Source organism: Fluviicoccus keumensis (genome assembly GCF_004217445.1).
GTDB classification, from domain to species: domain Bacteria; phylum Pseudomonadota; class Gammaproteobacteria; order Pseudomonadales; family Moraxellaceae; genus Fluviicoccus; species Fluviicoccus keumensis.
Genome location: NZ_SHKX01000013.1, coordinates 280,969 through 304,099 on the forward strand (window position 1 = coordinate 280,969; position 23,131 = coordinate 304,099).

At 60.5% G+C, this 23,131-nt stretch carries 28 protein-coding genes; 1 reads left to right on the forward strand and 27 read right to left on the reverse strand.

What is annotated here, in order from left to right; all coding sequences use genetic code 11:
- Positions 1-6: 6 nt before the first annotated feature.
- From EV700_RS12100 to yfcF, 22 genes are all read right to left on the reverse strand, one after another.
- Positions 7-420, reverse strand: a complete 414-nt coding sequence (locus tag EV700_RS12100; protein ID WP_130414107.1) for a flagellar hook assembly protein FlgD — start codon at positions 418-420, stop codon at positions 7-9.
- Positions 410-1,198 (reverse strand): hypothetical protein, encoded by a 789-nt coding sequence (locus EV700_RS12105; protein ID WP_130414109.1) that lies wholly within the window; start codon positions 1,196-1,198, stop codon positions 410-412. Before EV700_RS12105 ends, EV700_RS12100 begins: the two co-directional genes overlap by 11 nt.
- A complete protein-coding gene (locus EV700_RS12110) occupies positions 1,182-1,646 on the reverse strand; it encodes a hypothetical protein (protein ID WP_130414111.1) in 465 nt (154 codons plus the stop codon). Before EV700_RS12110 ends, EV700_RS12105 begins: the two co-directional genes overlap by 17 nt.
- Positions 1,636-2,982: a FliI/YscN family ATPase gene (locus tag EV700_RS12115; RefSeq protein ID WP_130414113.1), complete on the reverse strand. Its 1,347-nt coding sequence runs from the start codon at positions 2,980-2,982 to the stop codon at positions 1,636-1,638. The genes EV700_RS12110 and EV700_RS12115 overlap by 11 nt, the downstream gene beginning before the upstream one ends.
- Complete coding sequence (locus EV700_RS12120) at positions 2,966-3,730, reverse strand: FliH/SctL family protein (RefSeq protein WP_130414115.1); 765 nt, start codon at positions 3,728-3,730, stop codon at positions 2,966-2,968. Before EV700_RS12120 ends, EV700_RS12115 begins: the two co-directional genes overlap by 17 nt.
- Positions 3,727-4,149: a hypothetical protein gene (locus EV700_RS12125; protein ID WP_130414117.1), complete on the reverse strand. Its 423-nt coding sequence runs from the start codon at positions 4,147-4,149 to the stop codon at positions 3,727-3,729. The genes EV700_RS12120 and EV700_RS12125 overlap by 4 nt, the downstream gene beginning before the upstream one ends.
- Positions 4,150-4,159: 10 nt before the next feature.
- Positions 4,160-5,542, reverse strand: coding sequence for a flagellar basal-body MS-ring/collar protein FliF (fliF, locus tag EV700_RS12130; RefSeq protein ID WP_341272943.1), 1,383 nt, complete (start codon positions 5,540-5,542; stop codon positions 4,160-4,162).
- Between the two features lie 13 nt (positions 5,543-5,555).
- On the reverse strand, positions 5,556-5,843 hold the full coding sequence (gene fliE, locus EV700_RS12135; RefSeq protein WP_165391457.1) for a flagellar hook-basal body complex protein FliE: 288 nt from the start codon (positions 5,841-5,843) through the stop codon (positions 5,556-5,558).
- 11 nt (positions 5,844-5,854) lie between these two features.
- Entirely contained in the window at positions 5,855-6,250 is a 396-nt protein-coding gene (locus EV700_RS12140) for a flagellar basal body rod C-terminal domain-containing protein (protein ID WP_130414123.1), read from the reverse strand.
- A 1-nt stretch (position 6,251) separates the two neighbouring features.
- Complete coding sequence (locus tag EV700_RS12145; protein WP_130414125.1) at positions 6,252-6,626, reverse strand: flagellar biosynthesis protein FlgB; 375 nt, start codon at positions 6,624-6,626, stop codon at positions 6,252-6,254.
- A gap of 10 nt (positions 6,627-6,636) precedes the next feature.
- Entirely contained in the window at positions 6,637-7,776 is a 1,140-nt protein-coding gene (locus tag EV700_RS12150) for a flagellar basal body P-ring protein FlgI (protein WP_242610258.1), read from the reverse strand.
- Positions 7,758-8,342, reverse strand: a complete 585-nt coding sequence (locus tag EV700_RS12155) for a flagellar basal body L-ring protein FlgH (RefSeq protein ID WP_130414129.1) — start codon at positions 8,340-8,342, stop codon at positions 7,758-7,760. The genes EV700_RS12150 and EV700_RS12155 overlap by 19 nt, the downstream gene beginning before the upstream one ends.
- A complete protein-coding gene (gene flgA, locus EV700_RS12160; protein WP_130414131.1) occupies positions 8,332-9,033 on the reverse strand; it encodes a flagellar basal body P-ring formation chaperone FlgA in 702 nt (233 codons plus the stop codon). Before flgA ends, EV700_RS12155 begins: the two co-directional genes overlap by 11 nt.
- Positions 9,033-9,809 (reverse strand): flagellar basal-body rod protein FlgG, encoded by a 777-nt coding sequence (gene flgG / locus EV700_RS12165; RefSeq protein WP_130414133.1) that lies wholly within the window; start codon positions 9,807-9,809, stop codon positions 9,033-9,035. The genes flgA and flgG overlap by 1 nt, the downstream gene beginning before the upstream one ends.
- 12 nt (positions 9,810-9,821) lie before the next feature.
- Complete coding sequence (locus EV700_RS12170; RefSeq protein ID WP_130414135.1) at positions 9,822-10,544, reverse strand: flagellar hook-basal body protein; 723 nt, start codon at positions 10,542-10,544, stop codon at positions 9,822-9,824.
- The gene (locus EV700_RS12175) at positions 10,541-12,607 is read right to left on the reverse strand and encodes a flagellar biosynthesis protein FlhA (protein WP_130414137.1); all 2,067 of its coding nucleotides are present in this window, start codon (positions 12,605-12,607) and stop codon (positions 10,541-10,543) included. Before EV700_RS12175 ends, EV700_RS12170 begins: the two co-directional genes overlap by 4 nt.
- A complete protein-coding gene (locus tag EV700_RS12180) occupies positions 12,607-13,668 on the reverse strand; it encodes an EscU/YscU/HrcU family type III secretion system export apparatus switch protein (protein ID WP_130414139.1) in 1,062 nt (353 codons plus the stop codon). Before EV700_RS12180 ends, EV700_RS12175 begins: the two co-directional genes overlap by 1 nt.
- Complete coding sequence (locus EV700_RS12185) at positions 13,665-14,408, reverse strand: flagellar biosynthetic protein FliR (RefSeq protein ID WP_130414141.1); 744 nt, start codon at positions 14,406-14,408, stop codon at positions 13,665-13,667. Before EV700_RS12185 ends, EV700_RS12180 begins: the two co-directional genes overlap by 4 nt.
- A gap of 20 nt (positions 14,409-14,428) precedes the next feature.
- Complete coding sequence (locus tag EV700_RS12190) at positions 14,429-14,692, reverse strand: flagellar biosynthetic protein FliQ (RefSeq protein ID WP_130414143.1); 264 nt, start codon at positions 14,690-14,692, stop codon at positions 14,429-14,431.
- 463 nt (positions 14,693-15,155) lie between these two features.
- Positions 15,156-15,350 (reverse strand): hypothetical protein, encoded by a 195-nt coding sequence (locus EV700_RS12195; RefSeq protein WP_130414145.1) that lies wholly within the window; start codon positions 15,348-15,350, stop codon positions 15,156-15,158.
- A gap of 345 nt (positions 15,351-15,695) precedes the next feature.
- Positions 15,696-16,010, reverse strand: a complete 315-nt coding sequence (locus tag EV700_RS12200) for a DUF190 domain-containing protein (protein WP_130414147.1) — start codon at positions 16,008-16,010, stop codon at positions 15,696-15,698.
- Positions 16,010-16,642, reverse strand: a complete 633-nt coding sequence (yfcF, locus tag EV700_RS12205; protein ID WP_130414149.1) for a glutathione transferase — start codon at positions 16,640-16,642, stop codon at positions 16,010-16,012. Before yfcF ends, EV700_RS12200 begins: the two co-directional genes overlap by 1 nt.
- Before the next feature lie 148 nt (positions 16,643-16,790).
- Between yfcF and EV700_RS12210 the strand changes: the two genes are divergently transcribed.
- Positions 16,791-17,708, forward strand: a complete 918-nt coding sequence (locus EV700_RS12210) for a bestrophin family protein (RefSeq protein ID WP_130414151.1) — start codon at positions 16,791-16,793, stop codon at positions 17,706-17,708.
- Here the strand turns inward: EV700_RS12210 and EV700_RS12215 are convergent.
- The 5 genes from EV700_RS12215 to fdxA form a co-directional block, all read right to left on the reverse strand.
- Positions 17,693-18,106 (reverse strand): DUF4345 domain-containing protein, encoded by a 414-nt coding sequence (locus EV700_RS12215; protein ID WP_130414153.1) that lies wholly within the window; start codon positions 18,104-18,106, stop codon positions 17,693-17,695. The genes EV700_RS12210 and EV700_RS12215 overlap by 16 nt on opposite strands.
- A 186-nt stretch (positions 18,107-18,292) precedes the next feature.
- A complete protein-coding gene (locus tag EV700_RS12220) occupies positions 18,293-19,210 on the reverse strand; it encodes a hypothetical protein (protein WP_130414155.1) in 918 nt (305 codons plus the stop codon).
- Between the two features lie 134 nt (positions 19,211-19,344).
- Positions 19,345-21,711, reverse strand: a complete 2,367-nt coding sequence (locus EV700_RS12225) for a molybdopterin-containing oxidoreductase family protein (RefSeq protein ID WP_130414157.1) — start codon at positions 21,709-21,711, stop codon at positions 19,345-19,347.
- 212 nt (positions 21,712-21,923) lie between these two features.
- Positions 21,924-22,694, reverse strand: coding sequence for a ferredoxin--NADP reductase (locus EV700_RS12230; protein WP_130414159.1), 771 nt, complete (start codon positions 22,692-22,694; stop codon positions 21,924-21,926).
- Between the two features lie 30 nt (positions 22,695-22,724).
- Complete coding sequence (gene fdxA / locus EV700_RS12235; protein ID WP_130414161.1) at positions 22,725-23,063, reverse strand: ferredoxin FdxA; 339 nt, start codon at positions 23,061-23,063, stop codon at positions 22,725-22,727.
- Positions 23,064-23,131 lie beyond the last annotated feature (68 nt).

Here is a 23,131-nt window from a genome sequence, read left to right on the forward strand (position 1 = left end):
CCTCCTTTAGCGAACCAGGCGGACCTGGGACAAGCGCACATCCGTCTGTACCGCTCCATCGGACTGCTTGACCGAAATGACCGGAGCACCTGTCGAAAAATTGATTGCCGTGACTGTCCCGATGAAGGAAACGCCAGTGCTCCCCGTGGCTTCGACCTGTTTTCCCAGAAGGCTCAGGGATTGTGCTGTTGCATTCAAGGTCACCAGGCTGTCCATGCTTTCATTCGTAACCCGCGCCTGTTCCAGATTGGCAAACTGCGCCATCTGTGCCAGGAACTCGCGGTTATTGATCGGTTCAAGCGGATCCTGGAAGCTCAGCTCTGTCATGAACAGCTTGATGAAGTCTTCCTGATTCAGACGTGACTCCGTGACATCGGCGGACTGCGCCGCCAGAACACTACCAATTGCATCAACCGCCATGCCTTACTCCCGGGAGCGGATTAAGCGCTTCCCAATATATTTTTCCGTTCACCCGGATACTGTTCGGCATTACGCCGGCTTCCTTCAGGGCTTGCCGCACATCCCCGGCCAGGGTCCTCAGATCACGCTCTTCCAGGCTGTAGTCACGTATCAGGATTTCCACCCCTTGCCCTTGCCGGACAACCTGGAGTCGGCGCTTGTTCCAGAACAAGGGCAAGCCGGCCAAACCTTCAGGTTGCCCTGCCACCGGGTCTCCTGGATCAGCCGTGTTAACCGGCGAGGATACAGACCTGAGTGGATAACCCTGAGCTGTACTGTCATGGGCGGAAAAGGCAGCTGAAAGCACTCCTGACGCCCCCGCTGGCAATACATCCGCCCCGGAGGATACTGGGGCCGATGTCCGGCAGGACGGGATTAAGCCTGCCGCTTCAACCTCATTAACTCCGGCAAGGACACTGGACAGATGACCGTTTGCGATCACACCCCACGGCACAGACTGCAGGACGCCTCTCTCCAGCAGGATGGATGCGGGCAATTCCACAGGTTCTTTAACCGGAAGACCCGGCTCTACCCGGAGACGATCCGCTGCTGCAGTGACATCTTTCAGGTCAGAGAGATCGTTCTTAGTTGGCTTGGCAGGATCGGGGGCCTTGTTGTCATCCGCCGCACCCGGTCTGCCCAGACCAATCTGATCGGCAAATTTGCCCTCTGAATGCCGCCGGGGCCCCAGAGCTTCGTGACCGGGAATCCCGTTGCCCGTCTCAACCCTGACCATCATCACCCGCTCCCCGTGACTGTGCCTCGAATATGTCCTGCTGCTCCTGCACGGCCCGAAGGCGTAACCATGCCTGAGCGGATTGTTTTTCCAGTTCGTCCATGACACCCGCGTTGGCTTGTGCCAGTAGCAGCTCCTCACGACGCAATCGGACATTCACCCGGCAGTCAGATTCCTGCTGCTGATGCTGGAGCACCTGCTCGCGGGAGCCCAATAACCCCAGCAGGCGCTCTTCATGCAGACCGGGATCCAGTTCACATCCGGATTGCTGCCTTTGGGCATAATCCACCATGAGCGCCTGATAATTCTGTTCTGATCGACGGGCTGCCTGCCCGGTCTGTTTCAATACCTGTCCGGCCATAGCATGAGCCCTGGCCGCCTGATCACGCTGCAACTCTCTTAGTCGTTGCAAGGCCTGGAGCTGGCGAAGCTTGCGACGCTCATCCGACATGGGACGATCCCCGCTTGAGTTTGCCCGCCAAATCACGCGCCAGGCTCCATGATGTCTCCGGAGCGGCATGCTGGCCGGACGGCTGGCGAAGCAGGGCGCTCATGTCAGACTCCAGTGCGATCACCGCATCCAGGGTAGCATTCGATCCCGCTTCATAGGCGCCCAGCCGGATCAGATCCTCAGAGTTACGGTATTCCGCCAATGCATGACGGATCTGGTCGGCCGTCTCGCGCTGCCCGGTATGGTACAAGGCGCCGGACAACCGGCTGATGCTGCCCTGAATATCGATGGCGGGATAATGTCCGCGCGCGGCAAGATCACGGCTCAAAACGATGTGCCCGTCCAGAACGGCCCGCATATGGTCTGCCACCGGTTCGTTCATATCATCTCCCTCGACCAGGACCGTGTACACGCCGGTTATGGATCCCTGCCCCTCCAGGGAGCCTGCCCGCTCCATCAGGGGTGGCAGGAGACCAAAGACGGAAGGCGGGTACCCCCGGCTGCCCATGGGCTCGCCGGTTGCCAAACCGATTTCACGCTGGGCAAACGCGAACCGCGTAATGGAGTCCATAATGAGCAGGACATGCTTGCCACGGGCGCGGAACCATTCGGCGATGCCCGTGGCGGTATACGCCGCCTGACGGCGCATGACGGCCGGTTGTTCGGCAGAGGCCACCACCACGACTGACGACTTCATGCCCTTGGCACCCAGGCTGTCGCGAATGAAATCCCCAACCTCACGGCCGCGCTCTCCAATCAGGGCTATCACCGCCACATCCGCCTCAGCGTGCCGACTCATCATGCCCAGAAGGGTACTCTTGCCTACCCCGCTACCCGCCAGGATCCCGATTCGCTGGCCACGCCCCAAAGGGGTGAAAAGATCCACGGCCCTGACACCCGTGGACAATTTTTCCCGGATGGGCCGTCGATGCAGGGGGTTGATCGGCGCACGGAAGCGGTGCTGGCGCTCCAGCCCTTCCAGTGAGGGCCCTTCATCCAGAGGCTTGCCGGACGCATCAATGACCCGCCCAAGCAATTCAAAACCCACCGGGATGCCATTGGACGCTCCGAATGCTTCGACTTCGCTCGCGAGGCACAACCCATCCACCGAGGCATGAGGCATCAGCAGTGCATGACGATTGCGGAGACCGACCACTTCCGCCATGACCGGCTCCTGGCTGCGGGCAGGCAGGATTCTGACCAGCTCCCCCAACTGCACATCCAGACCGGTTGCCTCCAGAACGAGCCCGTGAATGGCCGTCAGACGGCCAACCCGCCGACACAACCGCGCGGATCCGATACGGTCAGTCCAAGAGTGCTCAACTGCCTCCAGCATTTCGGCCTTCCTGCGTCAGCAAACGGTGCAGGGCCAGCAACTGCTGGTCCAAACCGGCATCCAGTGAACCCTCATCCGTTTCGATACGGCACGAACCAGGCCCGGCAGACTCATCCACATGGCAGGCCTGGAGGAACTCTCCGTAAAGCCCTTGGGCATGAAGGTAGTTGAAGTCTGACTGGCTAAGCCAAACCTTCCAGGGGGCGGCGATCCGGTACTCCTTGATCGCCTGATGCGCCACATCATGGATCAGGGCACCCTCCACCGCATGATGGCCCAGCATACGAACCAGGCTTTCGAACAGGAGGCGGGCCAGAACAGGCTCCATGCGCTGTGACAACGTTTCCTGTTCGGCCCCGAGGGATGCCAGCAATGCCGCCAGGCGGTCGGCATCGGCCTTGAGCGACGCGCGGATTGACGCTTCTTCCCGCTTCCAGTCACTGACTACCTTGTCACGCGCCTGCTTCAGGGCCGAGACAGCTTCCTCAGCGGCGCTCTTGAGCCCACGCGCGCGGGCCTCCTCCTCAAGCCTTTGAAAGTACTCGCGGTACTGATCCTTGAGCACCTCCTCAATAAGTGACGGAGCAGGCTGTTCGTTACCCTCACCGGGCTTCTGGCCTGCAGGCCAGGGAGTCGCTTTCGGCAATACTGTAGCAGCTGGCAAGGGCCGCAACTGTCTGGCGGTCGAGGCAATGGCGGGCTGCCGCAAGACGGAGGCTGCGCCCTTCGCCGGTACGGTATCATTCATGACGGACGCCCCTTGCTGGCCAACCGGGCCTCAAGCAGGCCCCCCCATGCCGGAGGAAGCCGCTCACCTTCGAACCGGTCGGCCCAAGCAGCCACGTCCGGCTCGAATAGACGATCGGAAAATTCCGGTCCGCTGCGTGCCGACACCAACAGCGCGCGCCATGCCGGATGACAGGATTGCTGAATCTCCGGACCATTCAGGCTGACTGCCGAAGGGAAAAGCGACTGGGAAGTCTCGCTCAAGGCCACACCGACCAGCTCCGGAGTGTTCACGAAGCCACGACGTACCACTTCCTCCATCAGGGAGAGGACTCGGGAGCGCTCGGCAACTTCAAGCTGCTCCAGAATCCATTGCCTGTCCGATTCGTTCAGCAAGGCCATCCTCAGGGCCAGACGCCGCAAGGCGAGCTCAGCAGTCATACACCATCCCTCACGATTGAGGCTCCTTGAGCCAGCGACGCAGTTCTTCCAGCAAGACCTGACGCTCTTCCTGCGACAGGGGCCCCCCTTGCTGACCGGACACAGGCGAACGACGACCGGAACGGGCCAGCATGAAAGCCACCAGGCCGACCAGCATGAGCAGCCCCAACCCGGCCCAGACCAGCAGGGCAGGCAGGGCTTTGTCCTGGCTGGCGGGTGCCACCACCGGAGGAACCGTTGCCTGCTCTGACTTCACGGTCTTGCCCCCCGGCGCCGCATAGACCACAGATATCCGGTCGCCCCGTGCGGTATTCAGCCCCAGCCCGCCTGCAAGCAGCTCGTGAAGCTGGGCGGGTGAAATACCGTCTACCGGCCCCGACAGAACGACACCGATACTGATCTGCTCCAGCTTGCCGGTGGCAAACTCGATCTCGGAATGTTCCTTGCCGACGGCGTATTCAGTCTCGGAACTGTCCTGGGAGTTCGCCTCGCTGCCGGCCGCCTGTTCTTTTTCACCCAGATCCGTGCTGGAGTGGTTCTCCTTCTGGCGGACAACCAGCCCCTCCTCGGTTCCGGGTATTGGCAAGGGGCGCTCACGAACGGCTGTCGCCTTGTCGAAATTCATCTGGACATGAACGGTCACATACGCACCGTCATTACCCAGGGCATGCCGGAGCAAACTCTCGGCCTTCTCCCTCAGGTCGGCCTCCACCCGGGACACGGCCTGCAACCGGTCTGGCAACTGGTTGAGTGCGTCTGCCCCACCCAGTACTTGGCCGTACTCGTTCATCACGACAACACTTTCCGGTTTCATACCCTCCACCGCGGACGCCACCAACTCGCGAATACCCCGGGACTGATCTTGGCTCAGGACCGAGCCGGGCGTCAGCTGGATCACTACCGAGGCCTTGGGCTGCTCCGGAGCGGCGAGGAATGCCCCCGTACGCTTCAAGGTAATGTGGACCCGCGCCTGACGAACCTCACGCATGCCCTGGATGGTTCTTCCCAGTTCTCCTTCCAACGCACGCTGATAATTGATTCGCTGGGCAAATTCGGACATCCCGTAATCGGCGTGATCAAACAGCTCGAAACCGGCCCCGCCCACTGCGGGAATACCGGCCTCGGCAAGGTGCATTCTTGCCTGTCCGACCTGACTCTCCGAGACTTCAATGCTGTTGTCCTTGCTGTTCAGTCGGAAAGGAATACCAGCGGCGGTAAGACCGGCGAGGATTTCGGCCTGGGAAGCCTCCGGGCTGTCCTTGTAGAGCGCCACATAGGAGGGCGTCCAGAGCCACCAGACAGCGGTGGCAAACATGACTGCTATGAGCAGTATTCCAGCAACCAGTCCGAGACGACGGTTGTTTTCGGGCAACGTGAAACCAAGTTTTTCCAAGATTTTCGCCTTCTCAGATCTGCATCCGGGTCAATTCCTGATAAGCCTCGACCATCCGGTTGCGGACTTCGACAGCCAGTTGCATGGACAGGCGGGCCTGCTCCATGCCAATTACCAGTTCATGAGGGGATATTTGCTCGCCGGCGGCAAAAGCGGTCATGGCGGAGGTAGCCGCACGGGAACTGGCGTCAACCTCATGAAGGCCTGACATCAACAGTTGCCCAAACCCCGGCACGGAACGTGGCGCGTTGTCCATGGCGCTGATGCCCGGAGCCTCCGGGAGCACCGGCATGACTGGCATTACAGGACTCATCATTGCTTACCTATGTCAAATGCTTTCAGATTCATGGCGCGGAGAGCGTTGTAGGCCCGGATGTCCGCTTCGTAGGCCCGGTTGGCCGAGACCAGTGTCGCCATTTCCCGTGCGGTATCCACTTTGGGGTAACGCACCATGCCCCTGTCATCCGCCAACGGGTGGGCAGGGTCATGGACTTCACGGAAGCCGCTCTCCACGGATGTCTGGATCGGCGGGTGATCCAGGTAGTTCCAGAATTGTGAAGGAACCGCCGCCTGCCGCAGGGGGCTGGATACCGCCTGCCCGTCCAGCGCGACATTGGCAATCGACAGGTTGAATCCTGCCACCTCGACACGCTGCCGCTCATAGGTCATGGCCGACTTGACCAGATCCTGGATATTTTCCAGCTTCATCTCACTTTGCCCCCTTGATGGCCATCTGCATGATCGCAAACTGCCGGGAAACCACATCCGCCAGGGCTTGATAGCGGCCACTGGCGGCAGAAACCTCAGCCACTTCCGCATCAAGGCTGATGCCGGATGGCTCCGGGGCCTGGCGGATCCGGCCCTGGAGATCCTGCCGCGCCAGGGCATGTACCGCTGACGCGAAGCCCTCCGGGTCGGCAAGGGCCGCTTGCAAGATCTTTTGAGCCCCCAGGCTGTCAAACCGCAAGGCGGTGCTGCCGGGAACACTGGCCAGGGCAATATTTCTGGCCGCTACCCTGGCGCGTGCCTCCTCAAGCTTCATGGCCAGGGAGACCGCATCAATGCCGGTTATCGCATCATTCATTTCGTCACTCCTACTGCACCATCAATTCGGCATGCAAAGCGCCGGCCTGGCTGATCGCCTGCAATACAGAGATCACGTCACGTGGGCCGAGATGGATGCGGTACATGGCCTGCACCAGATCCCCGACAGTCGTTCCTTCCTGCATCTTCAAGGCTCCTGTCGCCGGCTCGGTCACGGACAGTCGGGTATCCGGAACCGTCACTGTCCTGACCCCGGCCCCGGGCTTTACCGTCCAGTCAGGTTGGGACACCTGGTAGCGGGTGCTGATTTCCAGATTGAGATTGCCCTGCGTTATCGTGACCTCGCCTATACGGACGTTTCCCCCCGAGACCACCGTGCCGGTCTTTTCATTGACAATCACCCGGGCCACATGATCTGGCGCAACCCTGACATTTTCGATGCCCGCGATCAACTGTGGAACCGAGGCAGTACTGCTCACCGGTACTTCAATCCGGGCCGCGTGCGCGATCCTGACACCCTGGATCCCCAGATCGCGTTCCAGCGCCTCCGCTACCCGCTTAGCCGTCGTAAAGTCCGGCTCGTTCAGGATCAGGACCACCTGCCCGGACTTTTCCTGCTCTCCTTGCGGATCAGGATGACGCTCCACGGTGGCTCCCCGGGGTATCCGCCCTGCTGTGGGATGGTTCTTGCGCAGGCTGTTTTCGTTCGACTCGAAGTCATAACCGCCCACCGCCAGGGAGCCCTGAGCCAGGGCATAGATTTTCTGGTCCGGTCCATACAGGGGTGTCATCAGCAAGGCGCCGCCCAACAGACTGCGGGCATCCCCCAGGGAAGCAACCTCAACATCCAGGCTGTCTCCGGTTTCACCGTAGGCGCTAAGGCGTGACGTCACCATGACTGCCGCGGAATTGCGGGCATTCAGATCCGACTCAGACAGGCTGACATGAAAATTCTTGAGCACATTGACCATGGACTGCCGGGTCAACCGGTTCTTGTCCGAATCCCCGCTGCCGGCCAAGCCAACCACCAGACCATATCCCACCAAGGGGAAATCACGGACTCCCTGGATCCGGGCGATTTCCTTGATGCGGACACCCGATTCCGTGCCCACCCATGCCAATGATCCCTGAGCCATCGTCAACAGGGTGCACACCACCAATAGCTGGCGCTTCATAGAATCCTCAGCCATTTGAAAAAGCGGTAGAGCACGTTCTGCTTCTGCGCATCCGCCACCACGCCATCCCCCTTGATATCGATCACGGCATCAGCCAACCGGTACGAAAAGACGGCATTCTCGTAACTGATATCGTCCGACCGGACCAGCCCGGCAATACGGATGACCTGACGCTCATCATTAACGGTCAGGGCTTGCTGGCCTGCAACACGGAATACCCCGTCCGGCAGCATCTCGGTGATGCGGACAGAAACATTGGCCCGGACCAGACCCCGGCGGCTGGTCTGACCGTTTCCTGCCGTATCACCACGAACACCCGCCGAAACCGTGTCGGTCCCGGTCTGCCCGCCGCCCGAGAATGCTGAAAAAGAGGTATTGCTGTTGGCTCCCGTTCCCGCAGCCGACTCTGCCGATGTCGACTCCACGACCAGCACGGTCAGGATATCGCCGACGTGGTACGCATGGCGGTCACTGGTGAGACCCCGATAACTATCCGGATTGATCAGCGAAACATCGCCCGCCCCCGCCAGGCCGGCCAGACCCAGCACCAGCAGCAGCCCCTTCACCCACTTACGGTTCAATTAGCACCTCCCCTTTTCCGCTGACCACGGCCATGGAACTGGCCGTCGCCCCTTCAATCATTACCGGCACCGTCTCTCCGGGCTGGCCACTTTGCAGTGCCTTACCCCGGACGCGCAGCCGCAGTCCATCCGCTTTGACAACCACATTGACCTCCCGGTTACGGAAGACAAAAGGCTCCGGTTGCAAATGGCTGACAAGCACCGGCTGTCCCCGGTCTACCGGCTTGGCAAGCCACAGGCTGGCGAAGGAAGCGCTATCACCGACCAGCTCCCGGACCGGGTAGGTCAAGGCCGCCAGGTCACGCGTCTGCTTTTCCGGTTTCGCCACGGCCAGTGGCTCGTCCACGCCTGTTGCTTGTCCGTACACCCAGACCGGCCTGTACAACGACAGCCGGAACCACACGGCCCTGCTGATTTCGTGACCGCTCACGCAGTCGATGCCCGTCAACCCCACCGGTAACCGGCTGCGGACATGGTTCTCCGGAAAGTCCGCACGCTGAAACATCAGCGACGGCCAGGGTGACACCGGGGCCCATGTTACCTGCTCGAAGGGGCCTTCCGGCCAAGCCTGAGCGGCGTCCGCCAGTCGGGCCTCCACCTCCTCAGCGGTTGAGGGCTTGCAAGGCGGCTTTTCATCCGCCAGCGCCATACCGGCAAGGAGACAGCAGGCCGACCACCCGGCTAAACGCATCAGCGCCTCAGGTTATTCAAGGTTTCAAGAATCTGGTCACTGGCCTGCAGCAGACGGGCATTCAACTGATACGCACGCTGGGCCATGACCAGGCTGGTCATTTCTTCGACCAGATTGACATTCGACAGCTCCAGATGCCCCTGCAGCAAGGTGCCGGTGCCATTGCTACCGGGAAGCGCATAAACCGGTTCACCGCTGTCGCCGCTCTTCATCAAGAGCCCGTTACCTGAGCGCTGCAATCCTTCAGGATTATCGAACCGGGCCAACCGGATCTGCCCCAGGTCGGTACTTTCCACCGCACCGGCAATCCGTGCCCTGACATGCCCGTCCGGAGAAATCCGGACATCCTCGGCATCAGGCGGGATACTGATGTCACCACTCAGTTCAAGTCCGTCTATGGTGACCATCCGTCCATCCTGATCGCGATGTAACCGGCCCGCCCGGGTATACGCCAACTCCCCGCCCGGCAACAAGACTTCCAGGAATCCTCCACCCTGAATGGCAACATCCAAGGGACTCCCGGTCTGACTAATTGCCCCCCCTTCCAGACTGATACCCGACCGGGCCATGACAACTCCGGCACCCGCCGGAGCGTGGGCCGTATTGCCCTGCTGCATCTCCTGAGCGTTCACGGTTTGCTGGACCAGATCCTGGAAAGCTACCCGCGACTTCTTGAACCCAGGAGTCTGCATATTGGCGATATTGTTGGAAATTGAGTCGATCCAGGCCTGGTTGGCCTCAAGGCCCGAACCGGCAATGGTCAGCGCATCAATCATGTGATTCCTCCGTCATTCTTTGCCTATCTGGTTAATGCCACTGTTCAGGATGGCGTCATACGACTGCAGCGCCCGCTGCACACTCTCAATGTGACGGGTCTTTTCCAGCAGGCGAACCATGTCCGTGCTGACACTGACATTGGACCCCTCCAGCATGCCTTGATGAATTCCTTCGGCCGCCATCCAGGCGGGCGCCGCCGGTAACCGGTAGAGGCCATTGCCGTTACCGACCAACTGCCGTGCATCTTCCACCCGGGCCATGCGAATACGCCCCGTTTCCTGGCCATGAACGATCAGCCGGCCATCCGTCGTGATCTGAAAGCCCGAGGTCCCCGGCCTTAATGGCCCCTCCTCTCCCATGACCGCCAAGCCATCCCGGGTCTGCAAAAAACCGTTTGCATCAATCCGGAACCGCCCATCACGGGTAAGCCACTGCTGCCCTCCCCCCGACACCACGAACCAGCCCTTTCCGCTGGCTGCCAGATCGGTATCCTGACCGGTCACCTTTAAGACTCCGTCCGTCAGGTCGATGTAGCCCGCGTCACTTGCCCCCCACTCCTGGATTACCTGCGCGCCCGAGGATGCATCGTTACCCGTGGCCGTCAGCAACCGGCTGAAGTCGATGCGAGCCTTATAACCCGCCGTGGCGACATTGGCGGCGTTCTGGGCAATGCGGGCGACGCTGTCAACCTCGCGCTGCATCACATCCGCCAGTTGCATGATCACATCGCTCATGCTCCCTCCATACCGGTAAAGCCCGGCAGCTCCACAATGCCTGATGAAGTGATGCGCGCATGATGACCAATCTCGGTCACCGCCAGTACGGCAAGGTGCGGAACCGCCCGCTGCACCAGCGAGCGCAGCACACGGCGCAGGGACGGGGCGCACAACAACACGGGATGCCTGTTCTGCCCCAACTCCTGCTCGGCCTTACGGGCCAGCGCCGTGAGGAAACGTTCCAGTTCCCCGGCAGGCAAGATCGCCCCCACTCCTTCCTTGCGGCTAGTCGCCAGCATGTAGCCCTCAAGCTGCGGAGCCAGGGTAAGCACATGCAGCTCCCCCCGGTCATCCACAAAACGCTCGTAAAGACCGGCCCCTAACCGCTCCCTGACTCTCTCGGCCAGCTCCTCGGGATTCTTCTGGGTGCGGCCGGCATCCACCAGCACATCCAGGATCAGGGAAAGGTTCTTGATCGGCACCTGTTCCCTCAGCAAGTTCTGCAAAACACGCTGTATGTCCGAATAACTGAGGATTTGGGGAACCAGCTCATCCAGCAATGAGCCCAAGGCAGATCGCTTACGTTCCACCAGGTTTTCGGTTTCCGCCCGGGTCATGAAATCCGGCGCGAATTTCCGGGAAATCTCGGACAAGTGAGTCAGTAACACGGTCTCCGGATCCACCAGGGTGTAGCCTGCCGATTTGGCCTGATTGCGAATTCCCGGCTCTATCCACCGGGCACTCAACCCATACGTGGGTTCACGGGTTTCAATACCGGCCAACTCCATACGGTCACCACCCGGATTGATGGCCAGTATCCGGTCAAGCATCAGTTCGCCAGAGGCTATCACCGCACCATGAATGGCGATCTGATAGCTGTTTCCACCCAGTTTCTTTTCGAGCCGGACATGCAGGGTAGGCAAGGCAAAGCCATAATCCTTGGCAAACTGCTTGCGAAGATTGTCAATCCGGGATTCCAGGACACTGGCCGCTGCCAGGAATTCCGAAGCCAGTGATGCCCCTAATCTCAGCTCGAACGACTGAATTTCCATGGCTTCGTAAACTGCCTTGTCCCCCGCCGGACTTCCTTTGTCCTCTTTCTCCTCAGAACGTCTGTCTTTTTTCAGCCGCCTCAGGGACAACCAGGCCAAACCGGAAAAAAAGCAGAACAGGATCAGCAACGGCGCCACGGGCAGACCGGGCAATACCATCAGGATCGCGGTAATCAGGGCGATCATCACCAGGATTTTCGGATGACTCGAAACCTGGCGCGCCACTTCCTGTCCCAGTTTGGCATCGGTGGCCGCCCGGGTAATGATAATACCTGCCGCTACCGAAATGATCAGGGAGGGAATCTGGGTGACAATACCGTCGCCTACCGTCAGCAACGTATAATGATGCAGCGTATCAGCCCAACTCATGCCTTTTTGCAACATACCGACCGATATTCCGCCAATAATATTGATCAGAATGATGATGATTCCGGCAATTGCATCACCCTTGACGAATTTGGATGCCCCATCCATGGCGCCATAGAAACTGGACTCCCGTTCAAGCTGGGAACGGCGGCGCTTGGCTTCGTCCTGATCGATAATGCCCATATTGAGATCGGCATCGATACTCATTTGCTTGCCCGGCAAGGAATCCAGCGTGAAGCGCGCTGCCACTTCCGCCACGCGCTGGGCACCGTTCGTAACGACCACGTATTGCACAACTATCAGGATCAGGAATACGACAAAGCCGATGACATAATTCCCGCCAACCACATGTGCCCCGATGGCATTAATGACCTTGCCGGGATTACCGCTATCCAGAATCAGCCGGGTTGCTGAAATATTCAACGCCAGGCGAAAAAGCGTGGTAATCAGCAGCAATGAGGGAAACGTTGAAAAGCTCAGAGGCTTCTCGGTATAGAACGTCACCAGCAGGATTAACAAAGCAACCGTACAATTTGCCAGCAACAGGAAGTCAAGCACACCGGGCGATATGGGGGTGAAAAGCACCAACAAGATGCCTATCATGCCCACGGCCAGAAGCAGGTCGTTGAACTCGGACAGGAGCAAGGATTTGAATGACTTCATCAGGGTAAAACCTTGTTTCCCGGCAAACTGATAATCCAGCGGTACACTTCAGCCACCTGCCTCTGCGTCTCCGGTGGAATCTCGCTTTCCAGGCGAAGAGATGCCAGGCTGCGTGCCAATGGAGGGCGACGAATTATAGGAACACCGTTATTGCGCGCCACTTGAAAAATCATCCTGGCCATGAAACCGCGCCCTGAGGCAATAATGACCGGAGCCTGCATGGTCAACGGCCGGTACTGGAGTGCAATGGCAACATGCGTGGGGTTGGAAAGGATCACGTCTGCATCCTTGACCTTGCGCAATGAGGCAAGCTTCCTTAACAGTTCCTGCTGAATGCGGCGGCGTTTATTTTTGATTTCGGGGTCGCCTTCCCTTCGCTTGTATTCATCCTTGACCTCACGGCGGCTCATCCTCATTTGACGTGCAAACTCCTTTCGAGAGTACCACATATCAAACAAGGCGGACAGCAACATGACCATAGCCAAGGCAAAGCCCACAACCAGGAATTGCCGCTTCATTTCAACCGGCAGACGCTGCACCTCGAGGCCCGTCGCAGACAGCAGCCGGCCCACCCCAAGCTCAACCAGTTTGAATAGCACCAGGCCGGAGATGAACAGCTTGACCAGCAGTTTCAGCAGTTCCACGATCATCCGCCGCGAAAACAGCTTCTTTAACCCGGCTACCGGATCCAGCCGCCGGAAATCGGGCTTGACGGCCGTCAGGGAAAAGACCGGCCCCTTGAAAACCAGGTTCATGAGAATGACTACCAGGATCAAGCCCAGGAACAGGGGAAGCAACTGATGCACCAGGGCCTGCAGGCCGGGGGCAGCCATGGCCGTAACGCCCGATGCAGCAATGCGATCCGCATTTCCAATCCAGCTACGGGTCAGGTCCCCGATAAAACGCGCCACGTCGCCAGAAAGCACCGCAACCATCAACAGAAAGGTCAAAACGACTACGAGCGAAACCAGCTCCTGGCTATGGGGAACCTGTCCTTTTTTTCGGGCCTCATCCAGCTTGTACTGGCTGGCCTCTTCTGTTTTTTCCTGACCATCATTCATGGATAGCCCCCAGCCAGACCGATCGGCCGCAGCGCCTCCGAGAACATCCGGACCAAGCCCTCGGACATCATCGGTAATGTCAGGATCAGCAGGAATCCTCCCATTACGATCTTGACCGGAAGGGCCACGAAGTAAATGTTGGCCTGGGGCATGGAACGCGACAGGAAGGCAAAGGCGATATCCGTCAGCCAAAGCCCCAGAAAGACCGGAAACACCATCACGAAAGCGATCATCAACTGCCGTGACAAGATGCCCGCCATCACCATGGCATCAAACCGCTCCCAGAGCGACACTCCGGGCGGAAGCAAGTGAAACCAGACCGCTGCACCCTTAAGGAGTTGGAGATGAAGATCCCGGGACAAAAGCAGCAAACCGAACAACATGATCAGCAACGACGACAATAGGCCACCGGCATGATCCCCGGCCGGATCAAAAATATTCGCCGCCGTGAACCCCATCTGGGTATCCAGTAATTTTCCGACCATATCCAGGGCGGCAACGATCGCATGAAAACCAAAAGCGAAGATGACTCCCAGGAATATCTCGTTGCCAGCATGAGACCAAAGATCGGACAAGGCGACCTGGGCGGTTGCAGAAGACGACAGCACGGTTGCCAGACAGAAACAGAGCACGACCCTGACCATCAGCGGTGCCTTATTGAACGGAAAGACAGGCGCTACCACCAGCAACGGCAGTAACCTGAATCCGATCAACAAGACCGAGGCCAATAAACTTTCCATGGTGCCCGCCTTGGCCGCTCCTATCGACTGATGGAAATTTCGATGATTTCCAAGGCAAATGCCTTGAGGGTTCCCAACATCCAGTCTCCCAGCACGATCAGGATCAGCACAGCAACCGCAAGCTTGGGAATGAATGTCAGTGTCATTTCCTGAATCTGAGTAGCAACTTGAAAAATGCTGACAAGCAAGCCGATGATCAGAACAGCCAACAAGATGGGAGCCGCAAGCTTGGCAGCTGTGACCAACGTTAAGAAGAGGATATGCAGGACTTGATCTTGTGTCATAGGGTATCTGACAGGAAGGTCAACGAGGTACTATGGAAAATCGTCCCTTGAAAACACTATCCTATTTTAGTATTGATAATGGCCTTCATTATGCATGGATTTTTGTCTGGATGCAGCCGGCCGCCTGAACATCTTTGACAACCCTTTCAAACTCTGGAGGAGCGCATAGTCTGCGCTGTACCAAGTATCTCCGGTGAGAGCACATTGTCTGTAGCATACTAAGTCAAACCAATCCTTAGCATTCTGCGCAAGCTGCACCTGACCAGCCGGGTGCAGGCGGCGCAGGGGAAGGGGAGGTTTGAGGGGGCGGCGCAATCACACAGAAATTTGCTTCAGACTCATCAATCCGGCGCAATTTTATTGCGCCCTACGCGGGCTGGAAAATTCAATGACTTCAGAGCAACAGAAGATTGTCCTGGATCACGTCCTCGGACGAATTTCACACGAGGAGTTTGTTCGTAGATCAGGCCTCGACCCAGTTGCCCAAGCAGGTTTTGTCGAAGCAGCACTGCAGGACGCGATAGTTTCCCAGGATGCAGACTCCTTGGAGTGCGCCCTCCTTCTCGCCCATCACTACCAGCTCCTTACGACCGAGCTTGCGCCAATACTGGCCAGGTTTCTTCTGCAAACCTGGCATCACGAACATGAGGAATCGCATCCACTCTCCAGGGTTTTCGCGTCCCTGCCACTGCCGATGCGCTGGCGGAGGCCGCCTTGGTTAAGCACGATTACCTCGCCTACAACGATAGCCATGCCCTCGCTCGAAAATGCATCTGGGCTCTCGCGGACATTGGATCGCCGGAGGCGCAGCGTCACCTAGAGCACCTGGCACAATCTTCTGATACCGAAATCGCGGCGTATGCGAAGAAGTGCCCCGACAACTGGCAACGTGAATCCCAACGAAAAGGACCTGGCGCATGCCTGCCGAGAACCTAAAACCAGAGAGCAACATTTATTTCACTTCAGAACGGGATGTTTTGTCGTCTGCCGCCCCGCCCTTGGGCTACTCCCCCGTCACCCCAAACTCAATCGGCGCCTTCACATAAAACACCTTCACCCCCTCCTCCCGCAACCGCGCGAACAACCGATCGGAAGCCTCCGCGCTCACCGCCATCGTCACCTCCACCGGCTGGTCGGCCAACTCGAAGAAATGCGCCGAATGCCGCCGCCCGCCATGCCCGAAGCCCTCCGCCGCCGCCAGCACCGTCGCGCCGCCCACCCCCAGCCGTTTCGCCTCGTCCAGCAGCCACTCGGTCAACGGCTTGCCGTGATGCCGCTTGTCCTGCTGGGTGAAGAACGTCAATTGAAAGCCCTGCATCACTGATCCCCCCGTGACTTCCGCCCCAGCGCAACCCACTCCTGCACGGCGGCCCGTTGCCACTGCGCGTTCGCATAGACCGCCAGCCGCTCCGGCACCTTGTCCCCGGCGCGCAACAGGCGCTGCAGCATCAGCGCCAGATCGGTATCGGCCACGCACCATTCGCCAAACAGATGCGCCGCGCCCGGCGGCAGCAGGCGTTCCGCCGCCCGCAGCAACTTGTCCGCCGCCGCCTGCGCCGCATCCGACAACGGCGGCGGCGTCACCTCGCGGAACACGACTTCCGTGGAACGCTCCATCCGCAACGGCAGCAGGTCGCTGCGAATCCAGGCCTGGATCTCGCGCGCTTTCGCCCGCTGTTTCGGATCGGCGGGATACAGGCGCGGCCCCGGACAGGTGTCCTCCAGATACTCGGCAATGGCCGACGATTCGGAGAGATGGAATTCACCGTCGCTCAGCGTCGGCACGCGCAGGGTGGCGGACAGGACCGACATCGCGCCGGTCCGGTGCGCACCGGCTTGCAGGTCCACGGGAACGGGGGTGAAGGCCAAGCCCTTCTCGCGCAGCGCGACAAAGGCAGACAGGGCATAGGGGGACAGGTAGTTCGAATCGATGTACAGCGTGAGGCTCATGGCGGTCTTCCCTGAAAGACGGGTACCGGTTGACGCTACACCAAAAACGGTCGTCTTGCATCCCGCGGATATTTCCGCGCCATGACTGGCAACTTGACGAATATCACGTTAAAAATCCGGATATCTCCCGCCTGACCGACCCTGAACCATGATTGTCCGTCCCCGCGAGCACTGGCTGCGCATGCTGTTCATCTGGCGCGGCTCCGTGCTGCCGCGCATCCTGCCGCAACTGGCCGCCGTCACCGGCATTGCCTGTCTGGTCACGGTGGTGCATGGCCAACTCTATCACCTGAAAGTGCCGCTCACCTTCGTGCCCTTCACCCTGATCGGCATCGCGCTGGCGGTGTTCCTGGGCTTCCGCAACAGCGCCAGCTATGACCGCTATTGGGAAGGCCGCAAGCTGTGGGGCGTGGTGCTGGGGGAAAGCCGCACGCTGGCGCGGCAGATCCTGACCCTGCCGCATGCCGTCGACGCGCCAGAGCAGCGGCAGGCGGTGCTGACGCTGGCCGCCATCGCCTACGCGCTGCGTCATCAGTTGCGCCGCAGCGACGCCGCGCCCGACCTGCAACGGTTGCTGCCGCCGGACGTGTTTGAGGAGGTGCGGGCGGCGCGCTTCGCCCCGAACCTGCTGGTGCTGAAGGTGGCGCGGCAGCTGCAGGGCTGGCGGCAACAGCAGCGGCTGGACGCCCTGCCCGCCACGGAAATGGAACCGCCGCTGGCGCGGCTGACCGACGCCATTTGCGGCTGCGAGCGCCTGAACAGCACGCCGCTGCCCTACCCCTACTCGGTGATCATGCACCGCACCACCTACCTGTACTGCTTCCTGCTGCCATTCGGACTGGTCGACGCCATCGGCTGGACCACGCCGCTGATGGTCGCCTTCATCGCCTATACCTTCTTTGCGCTGGAGGCGTTGAGCGACGAACTGGAAGAGCCCTTCGGCACCAGCGCGAATGACCTGCCGCTGGCGGCGATGTGCGTGATGATCGAGACGACGCTACGCGAGATGCTGGGCGGCGAGGATTTGCCGCCCGCGATGGAGCCGGTGGATTACGTCCTGCTTTGACCCTGCGGCCGTGCCGGGTCCTTCCCCCAGACCAGGAACACCGCCGACAGCAGGGCGATGGTGCTTTCCAGCGCCAGCAGCATCAGCACGAAGCCGTTGGGCAGGCCGTCCAGCCCGATGCTGACCAGCCGCCCCGCCGCCAGGCCGCCCACCATCAGCGCCTGCGCCAGCAGCGCCGGGCGGGTCAGTGACGGCAGCAGCGCGCCCGCCAGCAACAGCAGGCCGATGCCGACTTGCAGGCCGCCGTAGCTGGCGCGCAACTCGTTGAAGGCGCTGACGGTCAGCGGCAGGATTTCCACCGGAGCCAGCGCGGCCACGGGGTTATGGAAGGTGGCAAGGCCAATGTAGATGAAGGCCAGCGCGCAGAGGATCAGGAAGAGTTTGACCAGACGGGACATGAGGGGCCTTCCGCAAGCAGGAAAGGCCCATCATGGCGCAAGAAAGGGCGAATGCCCAGACGGACAAAGTCGGTTCAATCGTAAACTGACCGGCGGCCTCCGATCCGATTTTCTCCAGCCGCCGCAAGATGACTTGGGTGCGCGGACAGGGGCTATCTACAAAGCGGCTCATCCCGCTGAAAGCGCCTATTCATCAACATCCGGACAAAAGTCCTTAACCAGCCATAGCCACATCAATGCGCCCCAACCGATCGCCAAGGAACTCCAGCCGAACTGGGGAACCGTCAGCGAATGCCAGACTGTGTCGGCAAACCCCATCGCAGGACGATAACCTGAAACCTCGCCGATCAGGCGTACCAGCAATGCGGGAATCCAGTTCAGGATCAATAAACACATCAATCCAGTCAGCAGGATCGCACTCCGGCAAATGTTCCGCGCAACCCGAATGCTCCACCTGAAGGGCAGGGCTCCCAGCAACATAACACCTGCGACCACCCACATGGGTGAAAACGGCTTCAGTAACAGTATGCCTGGCTCATACTTCGTACCAATCGCTATCGTGGCCATCTGAAGATACATCATCGCAAAATAAGGCAGCGTCAACGCCGACACTGCCAGAACGTGCCACAAGCCTGGCCACCGCAGGAACTTAGAGGACATCCGCTCCCTGACAGAATCTTCATCCTCCAAGGGCTCGCGATGTTTTAATGACGATACCGCTCGCAACACCGCGACGCCGGGCAACACCGCCACAATGAGTAATACCAGCCCGACACCAGAAATTCCCATGCGGAAAGATGCGGCGGCCGCCACTCCCAAACACAACAACATCAGCATCGTGACAAACGCAGCCAGCCATTTCAAACCGCCAACACCAGAACCGGACTCATGCATCTTGCCCGGCGGCTTTCCGTAGAAAGCCCAACCGGTCAGGAATGGCGTAAAGCACCAGCCCATTAGCAGTAACTGGCCACGGAAAGGCTCACCATCGTTCAAAACATCCAGACACAGATAGGCCAACCCCAGCAAAAACAGCCGGCAAGTGAGCCACGCTCGTCGTTCCTGTGGGGACAAGGCGGTTTTAGGGCTGGAATGGGTATTCACATGAACTGACTGACGGGAAAGCTTCTGTATTTGGCGTTAGGGTCGGTACGGCAAAAAACACGTGCAGCGGGAACAGTCCGCCCCCACAACCGGGAGATGGCCATCATCGCTGATGGCCGGTGGAATGAAAAGTGTCAGGCCGCCTCTTCAGTCACCTTTTCCACCCGCACCCGAATCCGCCGGGTATGCGGGCACGCGGTATACGGATCGCGATCCATCAAATCCACCAGCTCATTGATCGGCACCCCGGTCTGCTTCAGCTCACCGGTCACCGGGTCGGGATAGCGCTGCCCCAGCATGTTCGGCAGGTGCAGGTGGCCGGGCTGGGTGCCGGCGTCGATCTTCACCGGGGCGAACACCTCGCCGCGCCGCGAGCGGATCTTCACCCGTTCCCCCGCCTGCACGCCCAGCGCCTCGGCATCTTCCTTCGCCATGTACAGCGCCGCATGCGGCCCCTTGCCCTTGCGCCAGGCCGGGTCCTGCATGATGGTGTTGGCGGTGAAGCCGGTGCGCAGGCCGCCGTTCAGCACGAAGGGATAGGCCGGGTCGACCTTCTCCGGTTCCGCGCCCATCAGCCGCTCCAGATCGCGGGCGTAATCGGCGAACCAGACGCGCACCTTGCCGTCCTTGAAGCCGTTGTAATACTCCAGGTTGCGCTCGAATTCGTAATGGCCCAGCAGCGCGCCCTCGGGGTGATCCACCAGCTTGCGGAACAACATCAGCGCCAGCGCCAGCGGGTTGCGCACGCCCTTCAGTTCCGGCAGCGCGCGGATAATCTGGTCGCGGCGGGTGGCGGCATAGCCCAGCACCGCCAGCCAGACATAGGCCAGCATCGGGTTGGGCAGGGTCGGACCGAGGGTTTCGTAGGTCAGGTAGGCGGAGCGCGCCACCACGCTGCCGACGCCGCCGGTAATGCCCGCCGCCGCCACGCTGTTGACGGCGGCCAGATACGCGGCCATGCCCAGCGGCGTATCCGCCTTGCGCGCCAAGGTGTACAGGAAGGCGGGCGCGGCCGGGGCGATGCCCAGGGCGCGCGCCAGCCGGTAATAGATTTCCACTTCCGGCAAGGCTTCTTCCGGACCGCTGACCACCGGCGGCCGCACCTGCGGCGCGATCACATCCTTGGGGAAGATCGACATTTCCCACTTCTCGTAACCGGTGGGCGCGGGCAGCACGTAATCAGCCATCCACGCGGTTTCGCTCATCGCCGGGTCGATCACCACCAGCAGCTCCAGCTGCGCGAAGGCTTCGCGGAAGCGGTACGTGTCCGGGTAACTGGACAACGGATTGGCGCCGTCGGAGACCAGCGCGCGGATGCGGTCGGGATGCGACGTGGTGATTTCTTCCGGCAGGATGGCGGGCGGAAACTGCGGGATGGGCAGCAGCGCCGGGATGGCCTCGATGGAGGAGGCCAGCGCCTGCGTCATGTTCTCCAGGAACGGCATGGGCGGGCCGAACAGCTGTACGAAGATGTTGCCGCCCTTGCGCCCGAAATTGCCGGTCATCAGCGACAGCACCCGCACCAGGAAGGATGTCAGGGTATTGTGCTCGCCGTGCTCCAGCCCCAGGTCAATGGAAATGGCGGCGGGCTTGATCGTCGCCAGCTCGCGGGCGGTGGCGCGGATATCGGCTTCGTCCAGCCCGCTTAGCAGCGCCATGCGGGCGATGTCGATGCGCGAGAACATGGCCTCCAGCCGTTCGAAATCCTTGGCCTTGGCCTGAAGGAACGCATGGTCCTGCAGGTTTTCCTGCACGATCACCCCGGCCAGCGCCAGCAGCAGGAAGACATCGCCGGACGGCTTGATGCGCAGGTGGCGATCGGCCAGCCGCGTGGTTTCGGTGATGCGGGGATCAACCGCCACCATGCGCCGCTCGGGATCGCGGAAGATGTCCTTCATCGCCTCCTTCGGGTTCGCGCCCTGATTGCTGATATGCGGGTTGGAACCCATCAGCAGCAGGAATTTCGTGTGGTGCTTGTCGGGGACGAGGTAGATGTCGTTGCGGCCGCGGATCATGCGGCGGTCGTTCAGCCAGTGCTGCGACTTTTCCTGCGCCAGCGCGGTGAACACCATCGGCGTGCCGAGGCCGAGCATCAAGGGAATGCCGCCCAGCCCGGCGGAATGGTTACCCTGCCCGCCCAGCCCGGCGAAGGCGATGGACCGGGGCGCGTGCGCGGCGCGGATGGCGTTCAGCTTGGCGGCGATTTCGCTAATGGCCTGATCCCAGCTGATGCGGGCGAAGCTGCCGTCCGGCTGCTTTTTCAGGGGGTGAGTGACGCGCTGTTTGTGCCCGACATAATGGGCGATGGCGTAGGCCTTGTTGCAGGAATAGCCCTGCGTGGCGGGATGGCTGTCATCGGCGCGGACCTCGACGATGACGTTGTCCTTCACGTCCACCCGCAGGCCGCAGTTGTGCGAACACAGCGCACAGGCGGTGGCGAGGTTGTCGGCGGTGGCGGGCACGGCGGCAGGGCCGGTTTGAACGTGGGCGATGGCGGTCATCAGGTGTCTCCGGCTCTGGTGGGTATGGGCATTAACTGTTGACGCTGTAAGTCCCCCTCTCCCATTGGGGGAGAGGGCCGGGGAGAGGGGGGACGCACCGTGGCCCAAACACACTCCTTCAAGCGGCCGCCACCGAACCCTCTCCCGGCGCTTCGCGCCACCCTCTCCCAGACCTTGGGAGAGGGAAAAGCCATTTCTTGAGCATCAGGCGCTCATTTCTCCACGAACGCCCGTTCAATCACGTATTCACCGGGGTCGCGGCTGGTGCCTTCGGTAAAACCGCGTTCCTTCAGAATTTCCACCAGCTCGGCCAGCATCGCCGGGCTGCCGCAGATCATCACCCGGTCGGTTTGCGGGTTCAGTTCCGGCAGGCCCAGGTCATCGGCCAGCTTGCCGCTGCGGATCAGGTCGGTGAGGCGGCCCTGATTGCGGAAGGGCTCGCGCGTCACCGTCGGGTAATACATCAGCTTTTCCTTCACCAGCTCGCCGATGTACTCGTTTTCCGGCAGCTCGTTGAGGATGTCGTCGTGGTAGCCCAGCTCGCTGACCTCGCGCACACCGTGGGTGAGGATGATGCGGTCGAAGGCTTCGTAGAAATCGGGGTCGTGGATGACGCTGAGGAACGGCGCCAGCCCGGTGCCGGTGGACAGCAGGTAGAGGTTGCCGCCCGGTTTAAGGTTTTCGATCACCAGCGAACCGGTGGGCTTCTTCGAGATCAGCAGCGTGTCGCCCGGTTGCAGGTGTTGCAGCCGCGAGGTGAGCGGGCCGTCCTGCACCTTGATGCTGTAGAACTCCAGGTTGTCGGCATAGGTGGGGCTGGCGACGCTGTAGGCGCGCATCAGCGGCCGCCCTTCCACTTCCAGCCCGATCATGACGAACTGGCCGGTGCGGAAGCGCATGGACGGGTCGCGGCTGGTGGTGAAGCTGAACAGGGTGTCGTTCCAGTGATGGACGGTCTGCACGGTTTCTTTGGCGAAGGACATCGGTAAGGCTCCGGAAGGATGAGGTAAGACTCAGGCGCCGTTGCGATCGAGGAAGGCCAGCTTGCCGGGCTTGCCGCGCCACTGTTCGTGGTCGGGCAGCGGCTCGCGGGCTTCCCTGATCTGCGTCCAGTTCGGGTGCCGGGCCAGTTCGGCATTGAGGGCGGTCATGTGCTGCTGCTCGGCGGGCACTTCGTCCTCGGCGCGGATGGCGTCGATGGGGCACTCGGGTTCGCACAGGGCGCAGTCAATGCACTCGTCGGGGTTGATGACGAGGAAGTTGGGGCCTTCGTAGAAACAATCGACGGGGCAGACTTCCACACAATCGGTGTGCTTGCAGCGGATGCAATCTTCAAGAACGACGAAGGTCATGACGACTCCTGCGGCGGCGCCGGGTGTAGCGGTTTTGGCCGTACACCCCACGGGGTATATCTTAGCAC